Origin of the sequence: Phenylobacterium sp. (genome assembly GCF_036963605.1) — a bacterium.
Classification (GTDB): domain Bacteria; phylum Pseudomonadota; class Alphaproteobacteria; order Caulobacterales; family Caulobacteraceae; genus Phenylobacterium.
The window spans coordinates 1-20,390 of the sequence record NZ_JBALUY010000024.1 but is presented as its reverse complement, the minus strand read 5'-3'; the positions used below and the strand labels follow the sequence as shown (position 1 = coordinate 20,390).

General features: G+C 68.3%; 20 protein-coding genes. 14 read left to right on the top strand and 6 right to left on the bottom strand.

Annotated elements, in window-relative coordinates:
• Positions 1-5: 5 nt before the first annotated feature.
• From rfbF to V7702_RS06480, 6 genes are read left to right on the top strand one after another with little or no spacing between them, the layout of a single operon-like run.
• The gene (rfbF, locus tag V7702_RS06505) at positions 6-779 is read left to right on the top strand and encodes a glucose-1-phosphate cytidylyltransferase (protein WP_335649324.1); all 774 of its coding nucleotides are present in this window, start codon (positions 6-8) and stop codon (positions 777-779) included.
• Entirely contained in the window at positions 776-1,834 is a 1,059-nt protein-coding gene (gene rfbG, locus V7702_RS06500) for a CDP-glucose 4,6-dehydratase (protein ID WP_335649323.1), read from the top strand. Before rfbF ends, rfbG begins: the two co-directional genes overlap by 4 nt.
• Complete coding sequence (locus V7702_RS06495) at positions 1,834-3,072, top strand: class I SAM-dependent methyltransferase (RefSeq protein WP_335649322.1); 1,239 nt, start codon at positions 1,834-1,836, stop codon at positions 3,070-3,072. The genes rfbG and V7702_RS06495 overlap by 1 nt, the downstream gene beginning before the upstream one ends.
• Positions 3,072-3,623 carry a dTDP-4-dehydrorhamnose 3,5-epimerase gene (gene rfbC / locus V7702_RS06490; protein WP_335649321.1) on the top strand — a complete coding sequence of 184 codons (552 nt, stop codon included), beginning with the start codon at positions 3,072-3,074 and terminating at the stop codon, positions 3,621-3,623. Before V7702_RS06495 ends, rfbC begins: the two co-directional genes overlap by 1 nt.
• Positions 3,623-4,117 carry an acyltransferase gene (locus V7702_RS06485; RefSeq protein WP_335649320.1) on the top strand — a complete coding sequence of 165 codons (495 nt, stop codon included), beginning with the start codon at positions 3,623-3,625 and terminating at the stop codon, positions 4,115-4,117. The genes rfbC and V7702_RS06485 overlap by 1 nt, the downstream gene beginning before the upstream one ends.
• Positions 4,114-4,929 carry an NAD-dependent epimerase/dehydratase family protein gene (locus tag V7702_RS06480; RefSeq protein ID WP_335649319.1) on the top strand — a complete coding sequence of 272 codons (816 nt, stop codon included), beginning with the start codon at positions 4,114-4,116 and terminating at the stop codon, positions 4,927-4,929. Before V7702_RS06485 ends, V7702_RS06480 begins: the two co-directional genes overlap by 4 nt.
• On the opposite strand, the gene V7702_RS06475 is transcribed toward V7702_RS06480, so the two are convergent.
• The 4 genes from V7702_RS06475 to V7702_RS06460 form a co-directional block, all read right to left on the bottom strand.
• Positions 4,926-7,238 (bottom strand): O-linked N-acetylglucosamine transferase, SPINDLY family protein, encoded by a 2,313-nt coding sequence (locus V7702_RS06475; RefSeq protein WP_335649318.1) that lies wholly within the window; start codon positions 7,236-7,238, stop codon positions 4,926-4,928. The two genes, V7702_RS06480 and V7702_RS06475, sit on opposite strands and share 4 nt — an antisense overlap.
• A gap of 108 nt (positions 7,239-7,346) precedes the next feature.
• Entirely contained in the window at positions 7,347-7,649 is a 303-nt protein-coding gene (locus V7702_RS06470) for a SemiSWEET family sugar transporter (RefSeq protein WP_335649317.1), read from the bottom strand.
• A 6-nt stretch (positions 7,650-7,655) separates the two neighbouring features.
• A complete protein-coding gene (locus tag V7702_RS06465; RefSeq protein WP_335649316.1) occupies positions 7,656-8,117 on the bottom strand; it encodes a response regulator in 462 nt (153 codons plus the stop codon).
• A gap of 8 nt (positions 8,118-8,125) precedes the next feature.
• On the bottom strand, positions 8,126-9,223 hold the full coding sequence (locus V7702_RS06460; RefSeq protein WP_335649315.1) for a histidine kinase dimerization/phosphoacceptor domain -containing protein: 1,098 nt from the start codon (positions 9,221-9,223) through the stop codon (positions 8,126-8,128).
• Between the two features lie 175 nt (positions 9,224-9,398).
• On the opposite strand from V7702_RS06460, the gene V7702_RS06455 reads away from it, so the two are divergent.
• From V7702_RS06455 to V7702_RS06420, 8 genes are all read left to right on the top strand, one after another.
• A complete protein-coding gene (locus V7702_RS06455; protein ID WP_442958404.1) occupies positions 9,399-10,835 on the top strand; it encodes an ATP-binding protein in 1,437 nt (478 codons plus the stop codon).
• A 117-nt stretch (positions 10,836-10,952) separates the two neighbouring features.
• The gene (gene pstC / locus V7702_RS06450) at positions 10,953-12,395 is read left to right on the top strand and encodes a phosphate ABC transporter permease subunit PstC (protein WP_335649313.1); all 1,443 of its coding nucleotides are present in this window, start codon (positions 10,953-10,955) and stop codon (positions 12,393-12,395) included.
• The gene (pstA, locus tag V7702_RS06445; RefSeq protein WP_335649312.1) at positions 12,388-13,689 is read left to right on the top strand and encodes a phosphate ABC transporter permease PstA; all 1,302 of its coding nucleotides are present in this window, start codon (positions 12,388-12,390) and stop codon (positions 13,687-13,689) included. The genes pstC and pstA overlap by 8 nt, the downstream gene beginning before the upstream one ends.
• 41 nt (positions 13,690-13,730) lie before the next feature.
• On the top strand, positions 13,731-14,555 hold the full coding sequence (gene pstB, locus V7702_RS06440) for a phosphate ABC transporter ATP-binding protein PstB (protein ID WP_442958403.1): 825 nt from the start codon (positions 13,731-13,733) through the stop codon (positions 14,553-14,555).
• A gap of 16 nt (positions 14,556-14,571) precedes the next feature.
• Positions 14,572-15,267, top strand: a complete 696-nt coding sequence (phoU, locus tag V7702_RS06435; protein WP_335649311.1) for a phosphate signaling complex protein PhoU — start codon at positions 14,572-14,574, stop codon at positions 15,265-15,267.
• A 16-nt stretch (positions 15,268-15,283) separates the two neighbouring features.
• Complete coding sequence (gene phoB, locus V7702_RS06430) at positions 15,284-15,973, top strand: phosphate regulon transcriptional regulator PhoB (protein ID WP_300578091.1); 690 nt, start codon at positions 15,284-15,286, stop codon at positions 15,971-15,973.
• 59 nt (positions 15,974-16,032) lie between these two features.
• Entirely contained in the window at positions 16,033-17,304 is a 1,272-nt protein-coding gene (gene purD, locus V7702_RS06425; RefSeq protein WP_335649310.1) for a phosphoribosylamine--glycine ligase, read from the top strand.
• 134 nt (positions 17,305-17,438) lie between these two features.
• Positions 17,439-18,512 carry a phosphotransferase gene (locus V7702_RS06420; protein WP_335649309.1) on the top strand — a complete coding sequence of 358 codons (1,074 nt, stop codon included), beginning with the start codon at positions 17,439-17,441 and terminating at the stop codon, positions 18,510-18,512.
• A gap of 11 nt (positions 18,513-18,523) precedes the next feature.
• Here the strand turns inward: V7702_RS06420 and lpxK are convergent, their stop codons facing one another.
• Both lpxK and V7702_RS06410 read right to left on the bottom strand, forming a co-directional pair.
• Positions 18,524-19,546 carry a tetraacyldisaccharide 4'-kinase gene (gene lpxK / locus V7702_RS06415; protein ID WP_335649308.1) on the bottom strand — a complete coding sequence of 341 codons (1,023 nt, stop codon included), beginning with the start codon at positions 19,544-19,546 and terminating at the stop codon, positions 18,524-18,526.
• Positions 19,543-20,390 (bottom strand): 3-deoxy-D-manno-octulosonic acid transferase (locus tag V7702_RS06410; RefSeq protein WP_335649307.1); only part of this gene is annotated, 848 nt, incomplete at its 5' end. The genes lpxK and V7702_RS06410, both read right to left, overlap by 4 nt.

The window sequence follows — 20,390 nt, the reverse complement described above, 5'->3', positions numbered from 1 at the left end:
CTGCGATGAAAGTCGTCATCCTGGCCGGCGGCCTGGGCACCCGGATTTCCGAGGAAAGCCACCTGCGGCCCAAGCCGATGATCGAGGTCGGCGGCCGGCCGATCCTCTGGCACATCATGAAGATGTTCTCGCACCACGGCTTCAACGAGTTCGTCGTGTGCCTGGGCTACAAAGGCTATGTGGTGAAGGAATATTTCGCCAACTACGTCCTGCACAATGCCGACTTCACCGTCGATCTCGCCAACCGGGCCATCGACTACCACGCCACCAAGCATGAGCCGTGGAAGGTGACCCTGGTGGACACCGGCCCCGACACCATGACCGGCGGCCGGCTGAAGCGGGTCCGGGAATTCCTCGACCCCGGCCAGCCCTTCTTCTTCACCTATGGGGATGGGGTCGCCGATGTGGATCTCGCGGCACTGGCGAAGTTCCACGCCGACCACGGCAAGCCCGCGACAGTGACCGCGGTTGCGCCCCCTGGCCGCTACGGCGCCCTGGAGATGACCGGCGACCGGGTGGACCGCTTCGTGGAGAAGCCGCCGGGCGACAACGGCCTGATCAATGGCGGCTTCTTCGTCCTCGACCCCTCGGTGATCGACCGGGTGGAGAATGACGCCACCGTCTGGGAGCTCGGCCCCCTGGAAGGCCTGGCCGCCGACGGCGAGCTGATCGCCTATCGCCATGACGGCTTCTGGGCGGCCATGGACACCCTGCGCGACAAGAACCAGCTGGAGAGCCTGTGGGCGTCGGGCCAGGCGCCCTGGCGCAAGTGGGCATGAGCCGGCCCGACCCGGGCTTCTGGGCCGACAAGCGCGTCCTGTTGACCGGCCACACCGGCTTCAAGGGCGCCTGGACGGGGCTTTGGCTCGCCCGCATGGGCGCCCGGGTGACCGGCCTGGCGCTGGCGCCGGATCAGACTCCCGCCCTGGCCGATCTGGCCGGCTATGACCATCTGGCCGCCTCGCACATCGTCGATCTGCGCGATCGCCGCGCTGTGCTGGACGTGGTCGGGGGCCAGCCCTTCGACCTCGTGCTGCACATGGCCGCCCAGCCCATCGTGCGCGCGGCGATCGAGGACCCGGTCGGCGCGTTCTCGACCAACATCATGGGCACCGCCCATCTTCTGGAATCCCTGCGGGACGAAGACGCCCTGCGCGCCGTCCTGGTGATCACCTCGGACAAGGTCTACGCCAATAATGACGGCGGCCGCGCCTTCCAGGAGGGCGACGCCCTGGGCGGCAAGGATCCCTATTCGGCGTCGAAGGCCTGCGCCGAAATCGTCACCTCCAGCTTCGCCCGCTCCTATTTCGACAAGGCCGGGGTGCCGGTGGCCACCGCCCGCGGCGGCAATGTGATCGGCGGCGGCGACTTCTCCCGCGACCGTCTGGTGGCCGACATCGTTCGCGCCGCCCGGGCCGGCGAGACCACGGTCCTGCGCCACCCGGAGGCCACACGGCCCTGGCAGCATGTGCTCGACTGCGTGGCCGGCTACCTCGTCTTCGCCCAGGCCCTGGTCCAGAAGCCCGACACCCCGCGCGCCCTGAACTTCGGCCCCCGCCCTGGCTCGGCCGAAATCACCGTGGGCGAGCTGGCGACCCAGGCTATCGCCGCCCTGCACGCCCAGCCCTGGCGTCACGAGCCCGACCTGGCCTCCATTGAGGCCAAGAGCCTGGCGGTGGACGCGAGCCTCGCCCGCAAGAGCCTTGCCTTCGAGAGCCGGCTGGACGGCCCTGCGGCCGTGGCCTGGACCATGGACTGGTACCGCCGCCAGGGGCAGGGCGAGGTCGCCCGTGAGCTTTGCCTGGCGCAGATCGAGACCTACGAAAGCCTGTGATGACGACCCCTGTCTGCCGCTTCTGCCGTACGCCGCTCACCCACACCCTGGTGGATCTGGGCCGCCAGCCCCTGGCCAACAGCAACCTGACCGCCGAGCAGTTGGCGGCTGGCGATGAGAAGACCTATCCCCTGCACGCCCGGGTCTGCGCCGAGTGCTTCCTGGTGCAGGTGGACGATCCGGTCGCCGCCGACGAGATCTTCGATGCCGGCTACGCCTATTTCTCCTCTTACTCGGCCAGCTGGGTGGAGCACGCCCGCCGCTATGCCGAGGCGATGATCGCGCGGTTTGGCCTTGGGGCGGACTCCCTGGTGGTCGAGATCGCCTCCAATGACGGCTACCTTTTGCAGCATTTCAGGGCCGCCGGCGTACCGGTGCTGGGGATCGAACCCACGGCCAACACCGCCCAGGCGGCCATCGAAAAGGGCGTGCCCACCGAGGTCATGTTCTTCCACGGCGAGACCGGCAAGGCGCTGGCGGCCCGGGGGGTCAAGGCCGACCTGATGGCGGCCAACAACGTGCTGGCCCATGTCCCCGACATCGGCGGTTTCGTGGCAGGCTTCCGCGAGGTGCTGAAGCCCGAGGGTGTGCTGACCTTCGAGTTTCCGCACTTTCTGAACATGCTGGAGATGGTGCAGTTCGACACCATCTATCACGAGCACTTCTCCTACCTGTCCCTGCTAGCTGTGGCCCAGGTGCTGCGGGCCAATGGTCTGCGGGCCTTTGACGTCGAGCTGCTGCCCACCCACGGCGGGTCGCTCCGCCTGTTCTGCGCCCATGAGGCCTCCAGCCATCAGGAGACCGAGGCGCTCAGGACCGTTCGCGCCCGAGAAGCCGCAGCCGGCCTGCACAGGCTGGAGACCTATGAGGGCTATGCCGCCCGGGTCGACGAGGTGCGCGACAGTTTCCTCGCCTTCCTTCGCCAGGCCAAGGCGGACGGCAAGACTGTCGCGGCCTATGGGGCGGCGGCCAAGGGCAACACCTTCCTCAACTATGCCGGGGTGGGGCCGGACGACCTCGTCTGCGCCTTCGACGCCAATCCACACAAGCAGGGCCGCTTCCTGCCTGGCAGCCATGCGCCGATCTATGGGCCGGACAAGGTGGCCGAGGTGAAGCCCGACTATGTGCTGATCCTGCCCTGGAATCTGAAGGACGAGATCATGGGCCAACTGGCCTATGTCCGCGACTGGGGCGGCCCCTTCGTCATCGCCTCGCCGACGACCAGGGTCCTCGACTGATGCGGTTTTCGCCCACGGAGATCGCGGGCGTTGTCGTGGTCGATCCTGACCCTGTGCTCGATGATCGCGGCGCCTTCGCCCGGCTGCACTGCCCGGCGGAGTTCGCCGACGCCGGCATCGACTTCGTTCCGGCCCAGACCAGCCTGTCGCGGAACACCGCCGCGCTGACGCTGCGGGGCATGCATTATCAGCTGGCCCCTCACGGGGAGACCAAGCTGGTGCGGGTGGTCCGTGGACGGATCTTCGACGTGGCCCTTGACCTGCGGCCCGGCAGCGCGAGCTTCGGCCGCTGGACCGGGGTGGAGCTGGATGCGCAGGACGGCCGCGCCCTGTTCATTCCCGAAGGCGTCGCCCACGGCTTCCTGACGTTGGAGCCCGACACCGACGTGCTCTATCAGATCGCCCCGATCTTCGAGCCTGGCCATGGGGCCGGGGTGCGCTGGAACGACCCGGCCTTCGCCATCGCCTGGCCGGCCACGCCGCAGGTGATCTCCGAGCGGGACGCCAGCTATCCGGATTTCGACCCCGACGCCGGGCCAGGAGGCCGCTGATGCTGAAGATCGATCCCACCGCTGTCGTCTCGCCCCTAGCCGATGTCGAGCGCTCGGTGCGCGGCACCCTGATCGAGATCGGCCCCCGGGTGCTCATCGACTCCTTCGTCAAAATCAAGGCCGTCGGCGGATCCGGCGAGGTGATCATCGGCGCGGACTCGGCGGTCAATTCCGGCACGGTCATCTATACGGGCAATGGCGTGCGGATCGGCGAGGCGGTGCTGATCGCAGCCAACTGCACGCTGGCGCCGACCAACCACGAGATCTCCGACCGTAATGCGCGCATCCGCGACCAGGGCTTCATGGAGAGCCGCGGCGGCATCGTGATCGAGGACGATGTCTGGCTGGGCGCCGGCGTCGTCGTCCTGGACGGCGCTGTGATCGGCAAGGGTTGCGTGGTGGCTGCGGGCGCGGTGGTGCGCGGCAAGCTCGAACCCTATGGAATCTATGCGGGCGCGCCCGTCCGCCGCATCGGCGAGCGCGGTAAGGGATGAGCGGCTGGACCATCATCGGGGCCGGCGGCTTCATCGGCGGTCGGCTGACCCGGGCCCTGCGAGCCCGGGGTGAGGCGGTCTATGCGCCCTCCCGGGACGCTAAGGACCTGTTCGAGCGGGACCTCGGCCAGGTCTTTTATTGCGCCGGCCTGACCGGGGACTTCGCCGTCCGGCCCTTCGACACGGTGGAGGCTCACGTCACCCTGCTCGCCCAGGTGCTGGCCAAGGCCCGGTTCGAGCGGCTCATCTATCTGTCGTCCACCCGGCTCTATGACAGCCTGGGCGCGGCCGGCGGGCGGGAAGATGACATGCTCGCCTTCGATCCGGCCGCCCCGCGCAATGTCTATGACCTGTCGAAGGCTCTAGGGGAGAACCTCACCCTGGCCCGGTCGGAGGGCCGCGGCGCCGTGGCCCGCCTCTCCAACGTCTTCGATCTGGCCGAGGACGCCAGCGGCTTTCTGCCGGAGCTTCTCCAGGAGGCGCGCCATGCCCGGACGCTGAGCCGCGACTCGGTTCCCGGCGCCGTGCGCGACTACATCCATGCCGAGGACGTGGTCGCAGGCCTGCTGGCCATGGCGGACCGGAACGCCACGGGGGTCGTCAATGTGGCCCGCGGCGAGAACGTCTCCAACGCCGACCTCGCCCAGGTCTTCGCCGAGGCCGGCTGGACCCTGAATCTGGCGCCCGACAGGCCGACGCCGCAGGCGCCAGTCTGCGCCACCGCACGCCTGCGCGCCCTCGGCGTCGCCCCTCGCGACCCGCGGGTGCTATTGCGCGAAGCCCTCCGGGCGCCCGACTTCTTCCGGGGTTAGGCGACCTCGTTGGCCGGGACCTTGGCGTTCTGGCTGCGGGTCACGGCGGCGTCGATCATCCGATAGAAGTCCTGGGCGAAGGTCTTGGTCTGCCCAAGGCGGCTGGCCTTGAGGGTCGATCGCAGGTTCTGCCGCAGGTCGGTCAGCCGCTTCACATCGCCGGCCAGCTTCACGGCGGTCTGCAGATAGGCGTCGAGGTCGCCGGCGCAAAGATCGGACAGACCGGCATTGCCCAGGATGGACAGGCTCAGCCGTTCGAACAGGCCAGGCCCCACCAGGGTCACCACCGGGACCCCCATCCAGAGCGACTCGCAGGTCGTCGTGCCGCCGGTCTGGGGGAAGGTGTCCAGGGTGATGTCCATCTCGTTGTAGAAGGGCATGTGCGCGCCGCGCACCGCCTCGAAGCGCAACCGGTCCCGGCTCACGCCCTCGGACTCGAAGATGGCGCTGATATTGTCGCGGAACGCCGAGGTGCCAACTTCCGGGCGGACAAACATGAATCGCGAATTGGGGACGGCTGCGGTCACTCGCGCCCAGTGGCGGACCATCTCCCGGCTGTACTTGTACGGATTGTTGGCGGTGCCGAAGGTCACATAGCCGTTGGCGACCACTGGCGGCTCGGCCGCCATCGGCCGCTCCGGGAAGGCCAGTTCGCCCATGGCGATCCAGCTTGCAGGCATCAGCAGGGGCTCTTCGATCATCAGTTCCGGCCGCGGCGGCAGCAGGTAGGGGTCGACGATCAGGTGATCGATCCGAGACAGGCCCGAGGAGTGTGGATAGCCGAGCCAGCTGGCCTGAAGGGGGGCGGGCTTCCAGGCCATGACATTGAGCTTGTTCATGTGGGTCGAGCCGCCGAGTTCGATCAGCATGTCCAGCTGGTCGTTGCAGATCATCTGGGCGGCGTCGAAGTCGCTGATGTCCTGGCGCCAGCGGAAGGCCTTCACCTGGCTGGCGATCCGTTTCTGGAGCTGGTCTTCCTGGCCCTGATAGAAGGAGTAGCAATAGAGATCGAAGCGCTCACGCGGATAGTGCTCGAACAGGGGCAGGGCGAAATAGGCCACCGGGTGATTGCGCAGGTCCGACGACATGAAGCCCAGGCGGATCTTGCCGTCCGGGCTCCGCGGCTCTGCCGGCCGCCGCAGGGGATGGCGGTCGATCTTCTCCTGCACCATGTCCCCATAGATGCGGTGCTGGGTGATCAGTTCGTCGCGGTCCTCCGGCGCCCGCACCCGCGACAGCTGGCTCAGCAGCGCGGTGTGGCGACCTTGGCCCGCCCACAGCCGGCCGGTTTCGTAGAAGTCGCAAGTCGCCTCCAGCCCCTCGAAGTCGGCCACACGGGACAGCACCTCTGAGGCGACCTTGAGCTGCGGGCCGCTGACCAGGGGGCCGAGCTCGCGGGCCAGCTTCAGTTCGACATAGGCGGCGTCGATATTGGCCGCCTCGTCCCCGTGGCGCGATCGGACAAGGCTTTCGACGAGGCCCATCCGGTAGTCCAGATTGTCCGGCGCCAGATCGACCGCCCGGCGAAGATGCTTATTGGCCCGTGGTCGGTCCCAGTCGGTGATCACCGCCCCCAGCTGATGATGCGCCCAGGCCTCGTCCGGAAGGTCCTCCAGCACGGTGAGCAGATAGGCTTCAGCCTGGCGCAGCTTGTTGGATCGGCGGATGGCCAGCGCCTTGGCTTCCTTCAGGCGGGGGGCCGGGTTCTGCGCGATGGCCTCGTCCAGGGTCGCCACGGCGACTTCCGGCGTCTTGGCTTCGGCCTGCAGGGCCGAGAGGTCGAGCCAAGCGTCGACCAGGTCCGGCCGCAGGCGCGCGGCCAGCCGGTAGCGCATCTCTGCCTTGTCCAGTTCGCCTGCGTGCCCATGGGCGCGCCCCAGACTCCGTTGGAACTCAGGATTGGTGGGAGCTTGGCGAACGAGACGGCTGAACACCGCAATGGCGCCGGGGCCGTCCTTCAGATCGTTCAGGACATTGCCCTTGTTCTGCCAGAGGGCCTCGCTCTTGGGCTGTGCCTTGATGCCGGCGTTGAGCGCCTGCAGGGCCTCCTGCGGGCGGCCCAGGCGGCGGAGCGAGACGCCGAGAACGTTCCAGAGCTCACTGTCGCGGGGATAAATCTCCGCGCCGGTTTTCGCCCAACGGGCGCTGTCCTCATAGCGGCCCCGGCGAAACAGCAGCGAGGCGAAATTGCGATAGAGCTGGGCGCCAGACTTGGGCTCGTCGGTCAACAGCGCTTCGGTCAGGGCGACCCCATCCTCGAAGTGGCCAGCCTTGAAAGCGGCCTCAACTGCGGCGATCCGGTCGTTCATTGCGAAGTCCTGAAATGGCGGTCGCACACGCCAGGTGCGGCGCGACGCTCGTCGTCGGAACAGCAATTCTAGAGAGCGCCTGCTGCGGCGCCAACCGATGCCGGAAAGCTAGGCCGTGGGCTCAAGATTTCCAGGGGGGGCCGGGTTGTGCGAGAAGCGCCACTTCAGCGCCAGGATGAGCCCCGACAGGATCAGACAGACCGAGTTGGTCAGCATCACCGGCCAGCTCCCGATCATCACTCCGTAGGTCACCCAGAGACTGAAACCGGTGACGGTCACCACGTACATGCGCAGGGAAATCGATCGGGCGTCCCGCTCCCGCCATGTCTTGATGAGTTGAGGGGTGAAGCTCACCATTGAACACAGACCGGCGCAGAAGCCGATCACCTCGGCCAGGAAACTCGGGGCCATGGTTGTCTAAGCCGTCTGTTCGAGGCGTTGCACGCCCCAGCGGGCGGCGTAGCTGTCGGAAAGGGTGAGGCCCGGCGGCGGGGGCGCGTCGGCGCAGCCACGCTCCAGGCATCCGACGAGATAGGTCAGGGCGCGACGGACGGCGCGGTCCGTGTAGGGCTTTCCGATTACGCCGCAGGCGCCGGCCAGATCATCCGGGAGGCGCTTCACATTGGCGGTCATGAACAGCACCATCGCCCCGTGATGGGCGGCGATCTCGCGAGCCGCATCGACTCCGGTGGGGCCGTCAGCCAGATGAACATCCACCAGGGCGATGTCCGGCTTCAGCCTCCCGGCCATCTGCACCGCCACGGCGGAGTCCGGCGCGTGCCCGACCTCGACGCAACCGGCCTCTTCCACCAGGAAGCCGAGTTCGACGGCCAGCAGGGCCTCATCCTCGACGATCAGCACAGACAGGGGGTTGGGCATCAAGGGACCTAGGCGTTCACGGGCAATTCGAGAATGGCGCGCACGCCGGGGTTCACGGATTCAAAACGCAGCTCGGCGCGCAGTTGTTGCGCCAGCAGGCCGACAATCGTCAGGCCAAATCCTGGTGCGAACCGTCCGCAGGGGGGAAGGCCTGGGCCATCGTCACAGATCTCGATCACGTAATGGCCGTTCTGGCGCTGGACGCGTACGCCCAGCCTGCCTGCGCGCCCCTCGGCCAGGCCGTGGGAGAGGGCGTTGTCCAGCAACTCATTGACCGCCAGGGCCAGGGGCGCGGCCTGGGCGGCGGCGATCTCGATACTTTGAAGATCCAGATCGACTTCCACCTCGTCGCGGCTCAAGGACACGTCGCCCACCAGGTCGCGAACAAAGGCGGCCACATCGAACCGCTCCAGATCGCGGCTCTGGAACAGGCGCCGGTGCACTGTGGCGATGGCGCTCACCCGCGACAGCATCGACTGAAGGGCCACCCGCGTCTGCTGGTCTTCGGTTCGCCGCGTCTGCAGGACCAGCAGCGAGCTTATGAGCTGGAGGTTGTTCTTGACCCGGTGATCGACCTCGTGGAGCAGCGCCGTGCGCTCGGCCACGGCCTGCTCGGCGGCCCGGGCCTGCTCGGTGGCCACCGAAACCAGGCCCTCCCGGTCCTGGACGAGTCGATTCTCGGCGTTCTTCCGGGCGGTGACATCGATCTGCGAGCCGATGAAATAGACCAGCAGGCCTTCGGCGTTGTGCACCGGACTGATCTGCAGGGCGTTCCAGAACGGCTTGCCGTCCTTGCTGTAGTTCAGGATGTCCACATTGACCGGCGCGCCGTCGGCGACCGCCTGGGCCAGCCTTCGCGCCGCCTCCGGATCGGTGTCTGGACCTTGGAGGAAGCGGCAGTTGCGTCCCAGAATCTCGTCGCGGGGATAACCGCTGAGGGCGAGGAAGGCGTCATTGGCGAAGACGATGGGCATGTCCGGCGCCTGGGCGTCGGCGATGATCATCGACATGCGGGTGGCGTGGACGGCGGCGGCGAACGGATCGTCGATGCCGGCCTGCGGGGTCAACAGGCTGTCAGCCCGAAAGGTGTCCCTTCGCTCGCTCATGATCTTTGCACCGCGTCCCCGAGAGCCAGACAAACGCCGGCTGGCCGGGGCAGTTCCAGGGCCGCATCCCAGGTCAGGCGCCTGTGAGTCGTGAATTCTTTCCGTTGTCACGGCGATGACACAGGTATGCGGCTTGGTGGATGATCCGGCGAACGGAGATTCGGTCTTGTCCCTGCTGCCGCAACCCTTGCCCCTCGGACCTCGCCGCGGGTTCGCCGCCGGGCCCGCCCTCGTCACGGGGGCGGCGGGCCTGCTGGCCCTGGCTGGCCTGGTCGCCGTGGGCGGCGCCGATCCCCTGGCGGCCGCCGTCCTGGCCCTGCCCGTGGCCGGCGTCGCGGCCATTCAGGCGTTCCGCGCCCGGGGCGAAGCCGCACGGCTCCAGGCCGAGGTGGCCGAGACCCACGCCGAGGTCGCCGCGGGTCAGCTGTCTCTGCCCTATACGGCGGTGCTCAACGCGCTTCCCGACCCCGTCATGGTGATCTCCGCCCATGAGCCGGACGACCTCACCGGGCGCCGCTTCGTGATGGTCAATCTGGCGGGCCGGGAGGTGCTGAAGATCCAGCGGGAAGCAGGCCTTCTGGTCACCGCGATCCGTGATCCTGACGTCCTGGAGGCCGTGGATGAAGCCCTGTTCGGCGGCCTCGAGGGCGAAGCCATCTATGAGCCTGGCGGCTCGCAGGAGCGAATCTTCCGGGTCTACGCCCGCCCCTTGGGCCTGGGCGCGGACGGGGGGCGGCTGGCGCTGCTGGTGCTTCACGACGAGACCGACATTCGCCGAGTGGAGCGGATGCGGGCCGACTTCCTGGCCAATGCCAGTCACGAATTGCGCACCCCGCTCGCCTCGCTGTCGGGCTTCATCGAGACCCTGCGCGGACACGCCCGGGCCGATGAGGGCGCCCGCGAGAAGTTTCTCGGCATCATGCATGTCCAGGCCGAGCGCATGTCCCGGCTGATCGACGACCTGATGTCGCTTAGCCGTATCGAACTGAACGAGCACGTCCCGCCCAATGAGGATGTGGATCTGGTGGCCGCAGTCATGGACGTGGTCGACGCCATCACCCCCCTGGCCCGGGAAAAGGGCGTCAGCCTGGAGGTTGACCTGCCGCCCCGGGGCAGCGTGACGGCGGTGGGAGACCGCGATCAGGTCGTGCAGGTGGCCCAGAACCTGGTGGACAACGCCTTGAAATACTCCCCCGCCGGCGGCGTCGTCCGCGTGGTTCTGGAGGACGGCCTGGGGATCGAGGCGGCCATGGCCCCGCGGATGGACCAGGCGGCCCGCCTGTCGCTGCTGACGCCCGACCACGGTCCGGACCGCTTCGCCGCCCTCTCGGTCACGGACTCCGGCCCCGGCATGGCCCGGGAGCATCTGCCCCGGCTCACCGAACGCTTCTACCGGGTCGAGGGTCAGAAGAGCGGCGAGAAGTCCGGCACGGGCCTGGGCCTGGCCATCGTCAAGCACATCATGAACCGTCACAGGGGCGGCCTGATGGTCGAAAGCGCGCCGGGGCGCGGGGCGATCTTCACCGCCTACTTCCCCAGGGCGGAACTGGTGCGTCGGCGTCGGGAGCTTGCAGACACCGACAAGTCCGACGATGTCGCAAAAGTGTCATGAAAATGTCGCGTTCGGTCAGCAATCCGCAGGCAGGTTCCGCGCCGCGCACCCAAGGGTCAGCTCAAGATCGAGATTCCCCTTTTCCCGCGCGATCCGAGCCATAAGTCGAAGGCCTGAATGCTCATCTGGATCGCCCTGATCGGGCTCGTCCTGTTCTCCCTCGCGGCCTATTCGGCCGGACGCCGCAAGGTGCTGCGCGCCGTTGGCGGCCGCACTCGCGTGCTCCATTCCCTGCCTGGCTACTACGGCGCCTATGTCGCGCTGTGGGCCGCGGCGCCGGCGGTCATTCTGCTGATCCTGGTGAGTATGCTGGGCGGCCAGATCGAGGAAGCGGTCCTGCGCGCCGACCCGCCGGCTGCGGTCGCGCAACTGCCTGACAGCACCCAGGACGTCTTCTATAACGACGTGGTCGCGACGGTGACGGACGGCCAGGTCAGCCAGACCGAATATGATGGCGCGCTTGGCGAGGCCTTCGGGGCCAAGCTGGTCGAGGCGCGCGAAATCCATCGCAATCTCGTGGCGGCGACGCTTGCGGCCGCCCTGGCCCTGGCCCTGGCCGGCGCGGCCTTCGCCTGGCCCAAGGTCAGCGCCGGCTTCGCCGCCCGTCCAAATGTGGAACGGTGGATCGCCGCCCTCTTCCTGATCTGCTCCATCGTCGCCGTGCTGACGACCGTGGGCATCGTGGCTTCGCTGGTCTGGGAATCCTGGCGGTTCTTCCAGGCCGTGCCGATCTTCGAATTCCTGTTCGGGCTCACCTGGGACCCGCAGATCGCCATCCGCGCTGACCAGGTAGCCTCCTCGGGCGCGTTCGGCGCCGTGCCCCTGTTCATGGGCACCTTCCTGATCATGATGATCGCCATGACGGTGGCGGCGCCGGTCGGGTTGTTCGCCGCTATCTATCTGTCGGAGTACGCTGGGCGGACGACGCGGGCGGTGGTCAAGCCGCTGCTGGAGGTGCTCGCCGGCATTCCCACCGTAGTCTACGGCTTCTTCGCCGCCCTGACGGTGGGGCCGCTGTTCCGCGGCTTCTTCAACGGGCTCGGCGCCCAACTGCTGGGCGGCCCGCTGGACGGGGTCGGCCTCTATCTGATGCAGGTGCAGAACCAGATGGCCCTGGTGGCCGGGGCGGTCATGGGCATCATGCTGATCCCCTTCGTCTCCTCCCTGTCGGACGACATCATCAACGCCGTGCCCCAGTCCCTGCGGGACGGCTCCCTGGCCATGGGCGCCACGCGGTCGGAGACCATCGGCCGGGTGATCATGCCGGCGGCTCTGCCGGGCGTCATGGGCGCGCTGCTGCTGGCCATCTCCCGGGCCGTGGGCGAGACCATGATCGTCACCATGGCCGCCGGCCTTCAGGCCCGCGCCACCTTCAATCCCCTCGACACGGTGACCACCGTGACGGTGCAGATCGTCACCCTGCTGACCGGCGATCAGGAGTTCGACAGTCCCAAGACCCTTTCGGCCTTCGGCCTGGGCCTGACCCTTTTCGTGATCACGCTGGTGCTCAACATCGTCGCCCTGCAGATCGTGCAGCGGTATCGGGAACAGTATGACTGACGCGGCCCTGACCCCCGCCCAGGCCGCCAAGGCCCGCGCCCGCGCCCAGGCCGAGGCGCGTCTGAAGCGCCGCTATCGCGCCGAGACGCGATTCCGGTTCTATGGCCGCGCGGCCATCTTCCTGGCCCTGGCCTTCCTTGTGGTGCTGCTGGGCCGGATCGGAACCCAGGGCTACTCGACCTTCGTCGATTACCGCATCAGCCTGCCGGTAGAGATTTCCGCCGACCGTGTCGACATGGCCGACCTGGGCGGTTCGAACTTCAACCTCATGGTCGCCGAGTCCGCACTGGCCGTGCTGGGCGAGGAGGACGACGTCTATGGCGAGGCCTCCAGCGAGATGATGGCCATCCTGTCGGGGGACCTGGGCTTCCAGATCCTCGACCGCCTGCGGGAAGATCCCTCGCTCGTCGGCCAGACCATCACGGTCCATGGCCCGATGAAGGCCAATGCCAGCCTCTACTACAAGGGCCAGATCAGCCGCGACACCGAGGTCGGCGGCCGGCTGCTCAGCGACCGCCAGCTCGACTGGCTGGACGAGCTGCGCCAGCGCGACATGGTCAGCGGCGGCTTCAACTGGACCTTCCTCTCGCGCTCGGACTCCACCGAGCCGGAACAGGCCGGCGTGCTCGGCGCGGTGGTCGGCTCGGCCATGATGCTGCTGGTCACCGCCCTGCTGGCCGCCCCCATCGGGGTGCTGGCCGCCACCTATCTGGAAGAGTTTGCGCCGAAGAACCGGTGGACCGACCTGATCGAGGTGAACATCAACAACCTGGCCGCCGTGCCCTCGATCATCTACGGCCTGCTGGGGCTGGCGGTGTTCATCAACTGGCTGGCCGTGCCGCGGTCCTCGCCCCTGCTGGGGGGCCTGGTGCTGGCGCTGATGGCCCTGCCGACCATCATCATCGCCACCCGCGCCTCCCTTCGCGCCGTGCCGCCTTCGATCCGAGAGGCCGCCCTGGCTGTGGGCGCCTCGCGCACCCAGACGGTCTTCCATCACGTCCTGCCGCTGGCCATGCCCGGCATGATGACCGGCACCATCCTGTCCCTGGCCCACGCCCTGGGCGAGACCGCGCCCCTGCTGATGATCGGCATGGTCTCCTTCGTCCCCGGCGTGCCCGAGACCCTGACCAGCGCGGCCACCGTGCTGCCGGTGCAGATCTTCATCTGGGAAAACGCCTCTGAGCGCGCCTTCCATGAGCGCACGGCCGCGGCCATCATCGTGCTGCTGGTCTTCATGGTGTTGATGAACCTCGCCGCGGTCCTGCTCCGCCGGCGTTTCGAACGGCGGTGGTGATCCCCATGTCTTCTCAGTCCCGCCATGCTCCGAGTTCGCCCATGACCCGCCAACGCGACGACGCCCACGCCCAGGGCGTCTCCATGACGACGCCCCGCGCCGGCCAGGCTGGCCCCAAGGTCTCGGCCACCGACATCAGCGTCTTCTACGGCGACAAGCAGGCCCTGTTCGACGTCTCCCTGGACATGCCCGACCGGGCGGTCACCGCCCTGATCGGCCCCTCGGGCTGCGGCAAGTCGACCTTCCTGCGCTGCATCAACCGGATGAACGACACCATCCCCGGCGCCCGGGTCGAAGGACGGATCATCCTGGACGACGAGGACATCAACGACCGCGGGGTCGATCCCGTCCTGCTGCGCGCCCGGGTGGGCATGGTCTTCCAGAAGCCCAACCCGTTCCCCAAAAGCATCTTCGAAAACGTGGCCTATGGGCCGCGCATCCACGGCTTCGCCTCCACCAAGAGCGAGCTGGCCGACATTGTGGAATCCTCGCTCAAGCGCGCCGGCCTCTGGGCCGAGGTGGCCGACCGCCTGCAGGCGCCGGGCACCAGCCTGTCGGGCGGCCAGCAGCAGCGCCTGGTCATCGCCCGGGCCATCGCCGTCAGCCCTGAAGTGATCCTGATGGATGAGCCCTGCTCGGCCCTCGACCCCATCGCCACGGCCAAGATCGAAGAGCTGATCGACGACCTGCGCAGCCAGTACTGCATCGTCATCGTCACCCATTCCATGGCCCAGGCCGCGCGGGTTTCCCAGCGCACCGCCTTCTTCCACATGGGCGCGGTGGTTGAGGCTGGGGCGACCGACGAGATCTTCACCAACCCGCGTGACACCCGCACGCAGGACTATATCACCGGACGCTTCGGCTGACCGGGAGGACGCCGCCATGAACGAACACATCGTCAAGGCCTACGAAGACGAGCTCAACATGCTCACCGCCGAGTGCGCGCGGATGGGCGGGCTGACCGAGGCCGCCGTCGCCGACGCGCTCGAGGCCGTGGTCCGCCGCGACCAGCAGACCGCCGACCTGGTGGTGGGCCGCGATGAGCGCCTGGACATCCTGCAGGCCGATATCGAGCGCAAGGCGATCCGCATGATCGCCCTGCGCCAGCCGCTGGCCAACGACCTGCGCCGCACGGTGGCGGCCATGAAGATCGCCAACAATCTCGAGCGGGTCGGCGACCTGGCCAAGAACATCGCCAAGCGGACCATCGTGATCATCGAATCCGACCCGATGGTGCCGCTGACACGCTCCATCGAGCGCATGGGTCGCCTGGTGGTGACCCGCCTGAAAGAGGTGCTGGACGCCTACACCTCGTCTGACCTTGAGCGGGCCATGACCGTCTGGTCCCGGGACGACGAGGTGGACGAGCACTACAACAGCCTGTTCCGCGAACTGCTGACCTATATGATGGGCGATCCGCGCACGATCACCGCCTGCGCCCATCTGCTGTTCGTGGCCAAGAACCTTGAGCGCATCGGCGACCACGCCACCAACATCGCCGAGATCATCCACTACGAGATCACCGGGGACGAGGCGATCGCCGCCGAGCGCCCCAAGACCGATCCGCTGCAGCGGTAGGCGCGGGAGGACCCCCATGACCCCCAATATCCTGGTCGCCGAGGACGAAGACTCCCTCTCGACCCTCCTGAACTACAATCTCGAAAAAGAGGGCTATGCCGTCGCGGTCGCCGCCGATGGCGAAGAGGCCCTGGTGATGGTCGACGAGAAGATGCCCGACCTGATCCTGCTGGACTGGATGCTGCCCAAGGTGTCCGGCATTGAGGTCTGCCGCCGCCTGCGGGCGCGGTCTGAAACCCGCAACATCCCGATCATCATGCTGACCGCCCGCGGCGAGGAGACCGACCGGATCCGTGGTCTGGACACCGGCGCCGACGACTACATCGTCAAGCCCTTCTCCATGTCGGAGCTCTCGGCCCGCATCCGTGCGGTCCTGCGCCGCCTGCGGCCGGGCCTGGCCGAGGACCGGGTTCGGATCGGCGACCTGGTCATCGACCGCGTCGCCCACCGGGTGAAGCGCTCGGGCAAGGAGATCCACCTCGGCCCGACGGAATTCCGCCTGCTGGATTATCTGATGCAGCATCCCGGCCGAGTGTTTTCCCGCGAGCAACTGCTGGACGCCGTCTGGGGCTCGGATGTCTATGTGGAGGCCCGCACCGTCGACGTGCATGTGGGCCGCCTGCGCAAGGCGCTGAACCGCGAGGCCTCGGCCGACCCGATCCGCACCGTGCGCTCGGCCGGCTATTCCCTCGACGTCGAGGCCTGAACCTGACGCTCTAGGACGGCCAGCTTGACGCTCCGGGCGCGGCGCGGCAAAGCCCGCCCATGAACATTCTCCTCGTCGGTTCGGGCGGGCGCGAGCATGCGCTGGCCTGGAAGATCGCCCAGTCGCCCCTGCTCACCCGCCTGGTCATGGCCCCGGGAAATCCGGGCATGGCGGCCCTGGGCGAGGTGGTCCAGGTCAAGGTGACCGACGTGGCCGGCCTCGTGGCCCTGGCGCGGGAGATGACCGCGGACCTGGTGGTGATCGGCCCGGAATCGGCCGTCGAGGCGGGCCTTGCCGACGCCCTCATGGCCGCAGGCATTCCCTGCTTCGGACCGAGCAAAGCGGCGGGCCAGCTCGAATCCTCCAAGGCCTTCACCAAGGCCTTCGCCGAACGCCACGGCCTGCCCACCGGCGCCTATGTGGTCTGCGACGAGGCGCCCGCAGCCAAAGCCGCCCTGGACAGGTTCTCGCCCCCCTATGTGATCAAGGCCGATGGCTTGGCGGCCGGAAAGGGCGTGGTCATCGCCCAGACGAGGGACGAGGCCGAAGCCGCCATCGACGACACCCTGGGCGGCCGCTTCGGCGCGGCTGGCGCGCGGGTGGTGATCGAGGAGTTCCTGGAGGGCGAGATCGGCTCCCTGTTCGCCCTGTGCGACGGGACGACCAGCATGGTCTTTGGCCATGCCCAGGACCACAAGCGGGCCTATGACGGCGAAAAGGGTCCCAACACCGGCGGCATGGGGACCTATGCGCCTGCGCCCCTGTTCACCGACGAACTGGTCGATCGCGTGCGCAATGAACTGGCCGAGCCGACCTTCGCGGCCATCGCCGCCGAGGGCGCACCCTATCGCGGAGTGCTGTTTGTGGAGTTCATGGCCACCCGCGAGGGCCCCCGTCTGGTGGAGTTCAACGTCCGTTTCGGCGATCCCGAATGCCAGGTGCTGATGCTGCGCCTGGAGAGCGACCTGGTCCCCTATCTGATGGCCTGCGCCAGGGGCGAGCTCGACAGCCTCCCGCCCCCAGCCTGGCGCAATGAGGCCGCCGTCTGCGTCGTGATGGCCGCCGAAGGCTATCCTGGCGCCCCGGTCGCAGGCGCTGCGATCACCGGCGCCGACCAGGGGTTCGGCGACGGTGTGGTGGTCTTTCATGCCGGCACATCCAAGGACGCCGATGGGACCTTGCGGGTCGCAGGCGGCCGGGCGCTGAACGTCTGTGCGATTGGGGCGGACTTCCCGGCCGCGCGGCAGGCGGCCTATGCCGCGGTGGACCAGATCCGCATGCCCGGCGGCTTCTATCGCTCCGACATCGGCTGGCGCGCGCTGAACCGCTGACCGGGCTTACCTGGTTCTGGGTTCCAGTACGCCCGGGCGCCGAACGCCTTGCGGCGCCATGCCGCGGCTCGGTAAGGTGGGTTCAAACAAGCGTAAGACTTACGCGCCCAAGCCTATGAGTAGAGGGGATTCCCATGGCCGACGCCGCCGAACAACAGCGCGAACAGCTGAACACCGGCACCAAGGAGGTCGCGGAGTCCCACCGGTTCGACGAAGCCCGGCTTGAGGCCTGGATGCAGGCCAATGTGGAGGGCTTCCAGGGCCCGCTTGAGGTGCGCCAGTTCAAGGGCGGCCAGTCCAACCCGACCTACCAACTGGTGACGCCGAACAAGAAGTACGTCCTGCGCCGCAAGCCGCCGGGCAAGCTGCTCCCCTCGGCCCACGCGGTGGACCGGGAATACAAGGTGATCAGCGCCCTCTATCCCACCGGCTTCCCGGTGGCGCGCTCCTACGGCCTGTGCACCGACGACGAGGTCATCGGCACCATGTTCTACGTGATGGACATGGTGGAGGGCCGCATCCTCTGGGACCAGCAACTGCCCCAGTACACGCCCGAGGAGCGGCGGCCGATCTATATGGCCAAGCTCAAGACCCTCGCCGACCTGCACAATACCGACCATGAGGCCATCGGCCTGGGGGACTACGGCAAGCCCGGCAACTATATGGGCCGGCAGGTGGATCGCTGGACCAAGCAGTACCGCGCCTCGGAAACCGTCAAGCTCGAGGAGATGGAGCGGCTGATCGAATGGCTGCCCCGCACCGTGCCGCCCCAGGAGCGGACCTCCATCGTCCATGGGGACTACCGCCTGGACAATATGGTGCTGCACCCCACCGAGCCCCGCGTCATTGCCGTGCTGGACTGGGAGCTGTCGACGCTTGGCGAGCCCCTGGCCGACTTCACCTATCTGCTGATGAACTGGGTCAACGGGACCATCGCCAATATCGAGGACCTTGAGGCGCACGGCGTGCCGTCCATCGACGAGTACGTGGCCGAGTACTGCCGCCTGACCGGCCGTGACAGCCTGCCGGACCTGAACTGGTACTTCGCCTACAACATCTTCCGCCTGGCCGGCATCATCCAGGGGATCGTCGGCCGGGTCCGCGACGGCACCGCCAACAGCCCGCAGGCCGCGGCCATGGCCGAACGGGTCCCGCTGCTGGCCAAGGCCGGCTGGAGCTTCGCCCAGAAGGCCGGCGCGACGGCCTGAAGGCCCACGGGCTAGAGAGGCTGGCCCATCGCCCTGGACAGCAGCGCGTCCAGGGCGGCCTCGTCCTCGAACTGCGCCTGCACCGGCCAGGCGGTCACCCGGGCGCGCCATTCGGGGGGCAGCCGCGCCCAGTCCTTTTCCGTGGTCACCAGTCCGGCGCCGAAATCCTCGGCCCGAGCGGCCAGCCGGGCCAGGGTGGCGGCGTCATAGGCGAAGTGGTCGGGCAGCGCGACGAAGTCGGCCAGCTCGCAGCCCGCCGTCTTCAGGGCGCGCTCCACCTTCCACGGCTTGCCGACCCCGGCGAAGGCCACCTGCGGCCCGGGCGGCGGCGGCGCCGAGGCCTTCAGCCGGGCGATCAGCACGGGCGTCTCGCCAAACAGGGCCAGGAGTTCGCGGTCAGGCGCGACCATGTCCTCCGGCAGCATCACGATCACGGCGTCGGCCCGCGCCAGGCCTGCGGCCAGGGGCTCGCGCAGCGGCCCGGCCGGAAAGACCGCCCCGTCGCCAAAGGGCCATTCCCCCTCGCGGGTCTCGCCATCCACCACGATCAAGGACAGGCGCTTGGCGAGGCTCGGATTCTGGTGGCCGTCGTCCATGACGATGGCGGCCGCCCCCGCCTGAACCGCCGCGCAGGCCCCCAGGGCCCGGTCGCGGGCGACCCAGATGGGCGCGTCCTGCGCCATCATCAGCGGCTCGTCGCCAACATCGGCGGCGGTGTGCTGAGCGGGATCCACGCGGACAGGTCCGGCCAGCCGGCCCCCATAGCCTCGAGAGAGGCCATGGGCCTCGACGCCACTGCGACGCAGCCGGGCCAGGATCTCGCGGGCCACCGGCGTCTTGCCGGTCCCGCCCATGGTGATGTTGCCGACGCAGATGACCGGCGCGCCGGGATCGCAGGGCGCCGCACGGGCGATGCGGCGGGCGGTGACGACGGCCCAGATCCAGGAGATCGGCGTCAGCAGCGCCCGCGTCAGGGGCATGGACGACCGGTCGCGCTCGCGCACGTACCACCAGCGCGGCGTGGAGAGCTTCATCGGGCGTCTCCGCCAGGAAGCAGCGGCGACAGCCGGTCCATGGCCTCATTCAGGGCCGCCCCATAGCGCTGGGCATGGGCCATGGCGGCGGCGCCCATGCGTCGGGCGATGGTCGGATTGTCCAGCAGGCCGGCCAGGTGGCGGGTCAGGGTCTCGCCGTCCGGGGCGCAGAGGGCGGCGACCTCTTCGAACATGGCCTGATAGGTTTCGGCGGCGTTGAACACCGAGGGGCCAGTGACGATGGCGGCGCCCAGCCGGGCGGGCTCCAGGGGATTGTGGCCGCCGACGCCTGCCGCATAGCCGCCCCCCATGATCACCACATCAGCCAGGCGGAAGAAGAGGCCAAGCTCGCCCAGGGTGTCGGCCACATAGGCCCCGACCAGGGGCGTAGGCCTATGGCCTGCGCTGCGACGGGCGGTGTTGAAGCCGGCCTGCCCCAGGATTCGGGCGACCTCGGCCCCGCGCTCGGGGTGCCGCGGGGCCACGATCAGCAGGGCGCCGGGCTGGCCGGCCATCACGCCCTGGACCGCCTCGGCGATCAGAATCTCTTCGCCGGGATGGGTGCTGGCGGCCAGGATCACCGGCCGTCCCTCGGTCGCCTGGCGCAAAAGGTCGAGCTCGACGGCGTCGCAGGGCAGGGGGGCGCCGACCTGCTTGAGGTTGAGCTGCGGGCCGAGGCTCGCCCCAAGCCGCTCCAGCCGCGTGGCCGTCTCGGCGTCCTGCGGCAGGACCAGATCGAAAGCCTGCAGCAAGGCGCGGGCGGCGCCGGGCGCGCGGCCCCAGCCCAGGGCGCTCTTTTCCGTCATCCGGGCCGAGACCAGGGCCAGGCGGACATCCCGTTCGG

Excerpts from the sequence above, each read along its gene's own strand:
- V7702_RS06460 (WP_335649315.1), bottom strand. The coding sequence starts at position 9,223 with ATGAGCGAGCGAAGGGACACCTTTCGGGCTGACAGCCTGTTGACCCCG.
- rfbG (WP_335649323.1), top strand. The coding sequence starts at position 776 with ATGAGCCGGCCCGACCCGGGCTTCTGGGCCGACAAGCGCGTCCTGTTG.
- V7702_RS06475 (WP_335649318.1), bottom strand. The coding sequence starts at position 7,238 with ATGAACGACCGGATCGCCGCAGTTGAGGCCGCTTTCAAGGCTGGCCAC.
- lpxK (WP_335649308.1), bottom strand. The coding sequence starts at position 19,546 with ATGAAGCTCTCCACGCCGCGCTGGTGGTACGTGCGCGAGCGCGACCGG.
- V7702_RS06480 (WP_335649319.1), top strand. The coding sequence starts at position 4,114 with ATGAGCGGCTGGACCATCATCGGGGCCGGCGGCTTCATCGGCGGTCGG.
- V7702_RS06485 (WP_335649320.1), top strand. The coding sequence starts at position 3,623 with ATGCTGAAGATCGATCCCACCGCTGTCGTCTCGCCCCTAGCCGATGTC.
- V7702_RS06420 (WP_335649309.1), top strand. The coding sequence starts at position 17,439 with ATGGCCGACGCCGCCGAACAACAGCGCGAACAGCTGAACACCGGCACC.
- V7702_RS06470 (WP_335649317.1), bottom strand. The coding sequence starts at position 7,649 with ATGGCCCCGAGTTTCCTGGCCGAGGTGATCGGCTTCTGCGCCGGTCTG.
- V7702_RS06495 (WP_335649322.1), top strand. The coding sequence starts at position 1,834 with ATGACGACCCCTGTCTGCCGCTTCTGCCGTACGCCGCTCACCCACACC.
- pstA (WP_335649312.1), top strand. The coding sequence starts at position 12,388 with ATGACTGACGCGGCCCTGACCCCCGCCCAGGCCGCCAAGGCCCGCGCC.
- pstC (WP_335649313.1), top strand. The coding sequence starts at position 10,953 with ATGCTCATCTGGATCGCCCTGATCGGGCTCGTCCTGTTCTCCCTCGCG.
- phoB (WP_300578091.1), top strand. The coding sequence starts at position 15,284 with ATGACCCCCAATATCCTGGTCGCCGAGGACGAAGACTCCCTCTCGACC.
- purD (WP_335649310.1), top strand. The coding sequence starts at position 16,033 with ATGAACATTCTCCTCGTCGGTTCGGGCGGGCGCGAGCATGCGCTGGCC.
- pstB (WP_442958403.1), top strand. The coding sequence starts at position 13,731 with ATGACCCGCCAACGCGACGACGCCCACGCCCAGGGCGTCTCCATGACG.
- rfbC (WP_335649321.1), top strand. The coding sequence starts at position 3,072 with ATGCGGTTTTCGCCCACGGAGATCGCGGGCGTTGTCGTGGTCGATCCT.
- phoU (WP_335649311.1), top strand. The coding sequence starts at position 14,572 with ATGAACGAACACATCGTCAAGGCCTACGAAGACGAGCTCAACATGCTC.
- rfbF (WP_335649324.1), top strand. The coding sequence starts at position 6 with ATGAAAGTCGTCATCCTGGCCGGCGGCCTGGGCACCCGGATTTCCGAG.
- V7702_RS06465 (WP_335649316.1), bottom strand. The coding sequence starts at position 8,117 with ATGCCCAACCCCCTGTCTGTGCTGATCGTCGAGGATGAGGCCCTGCTG.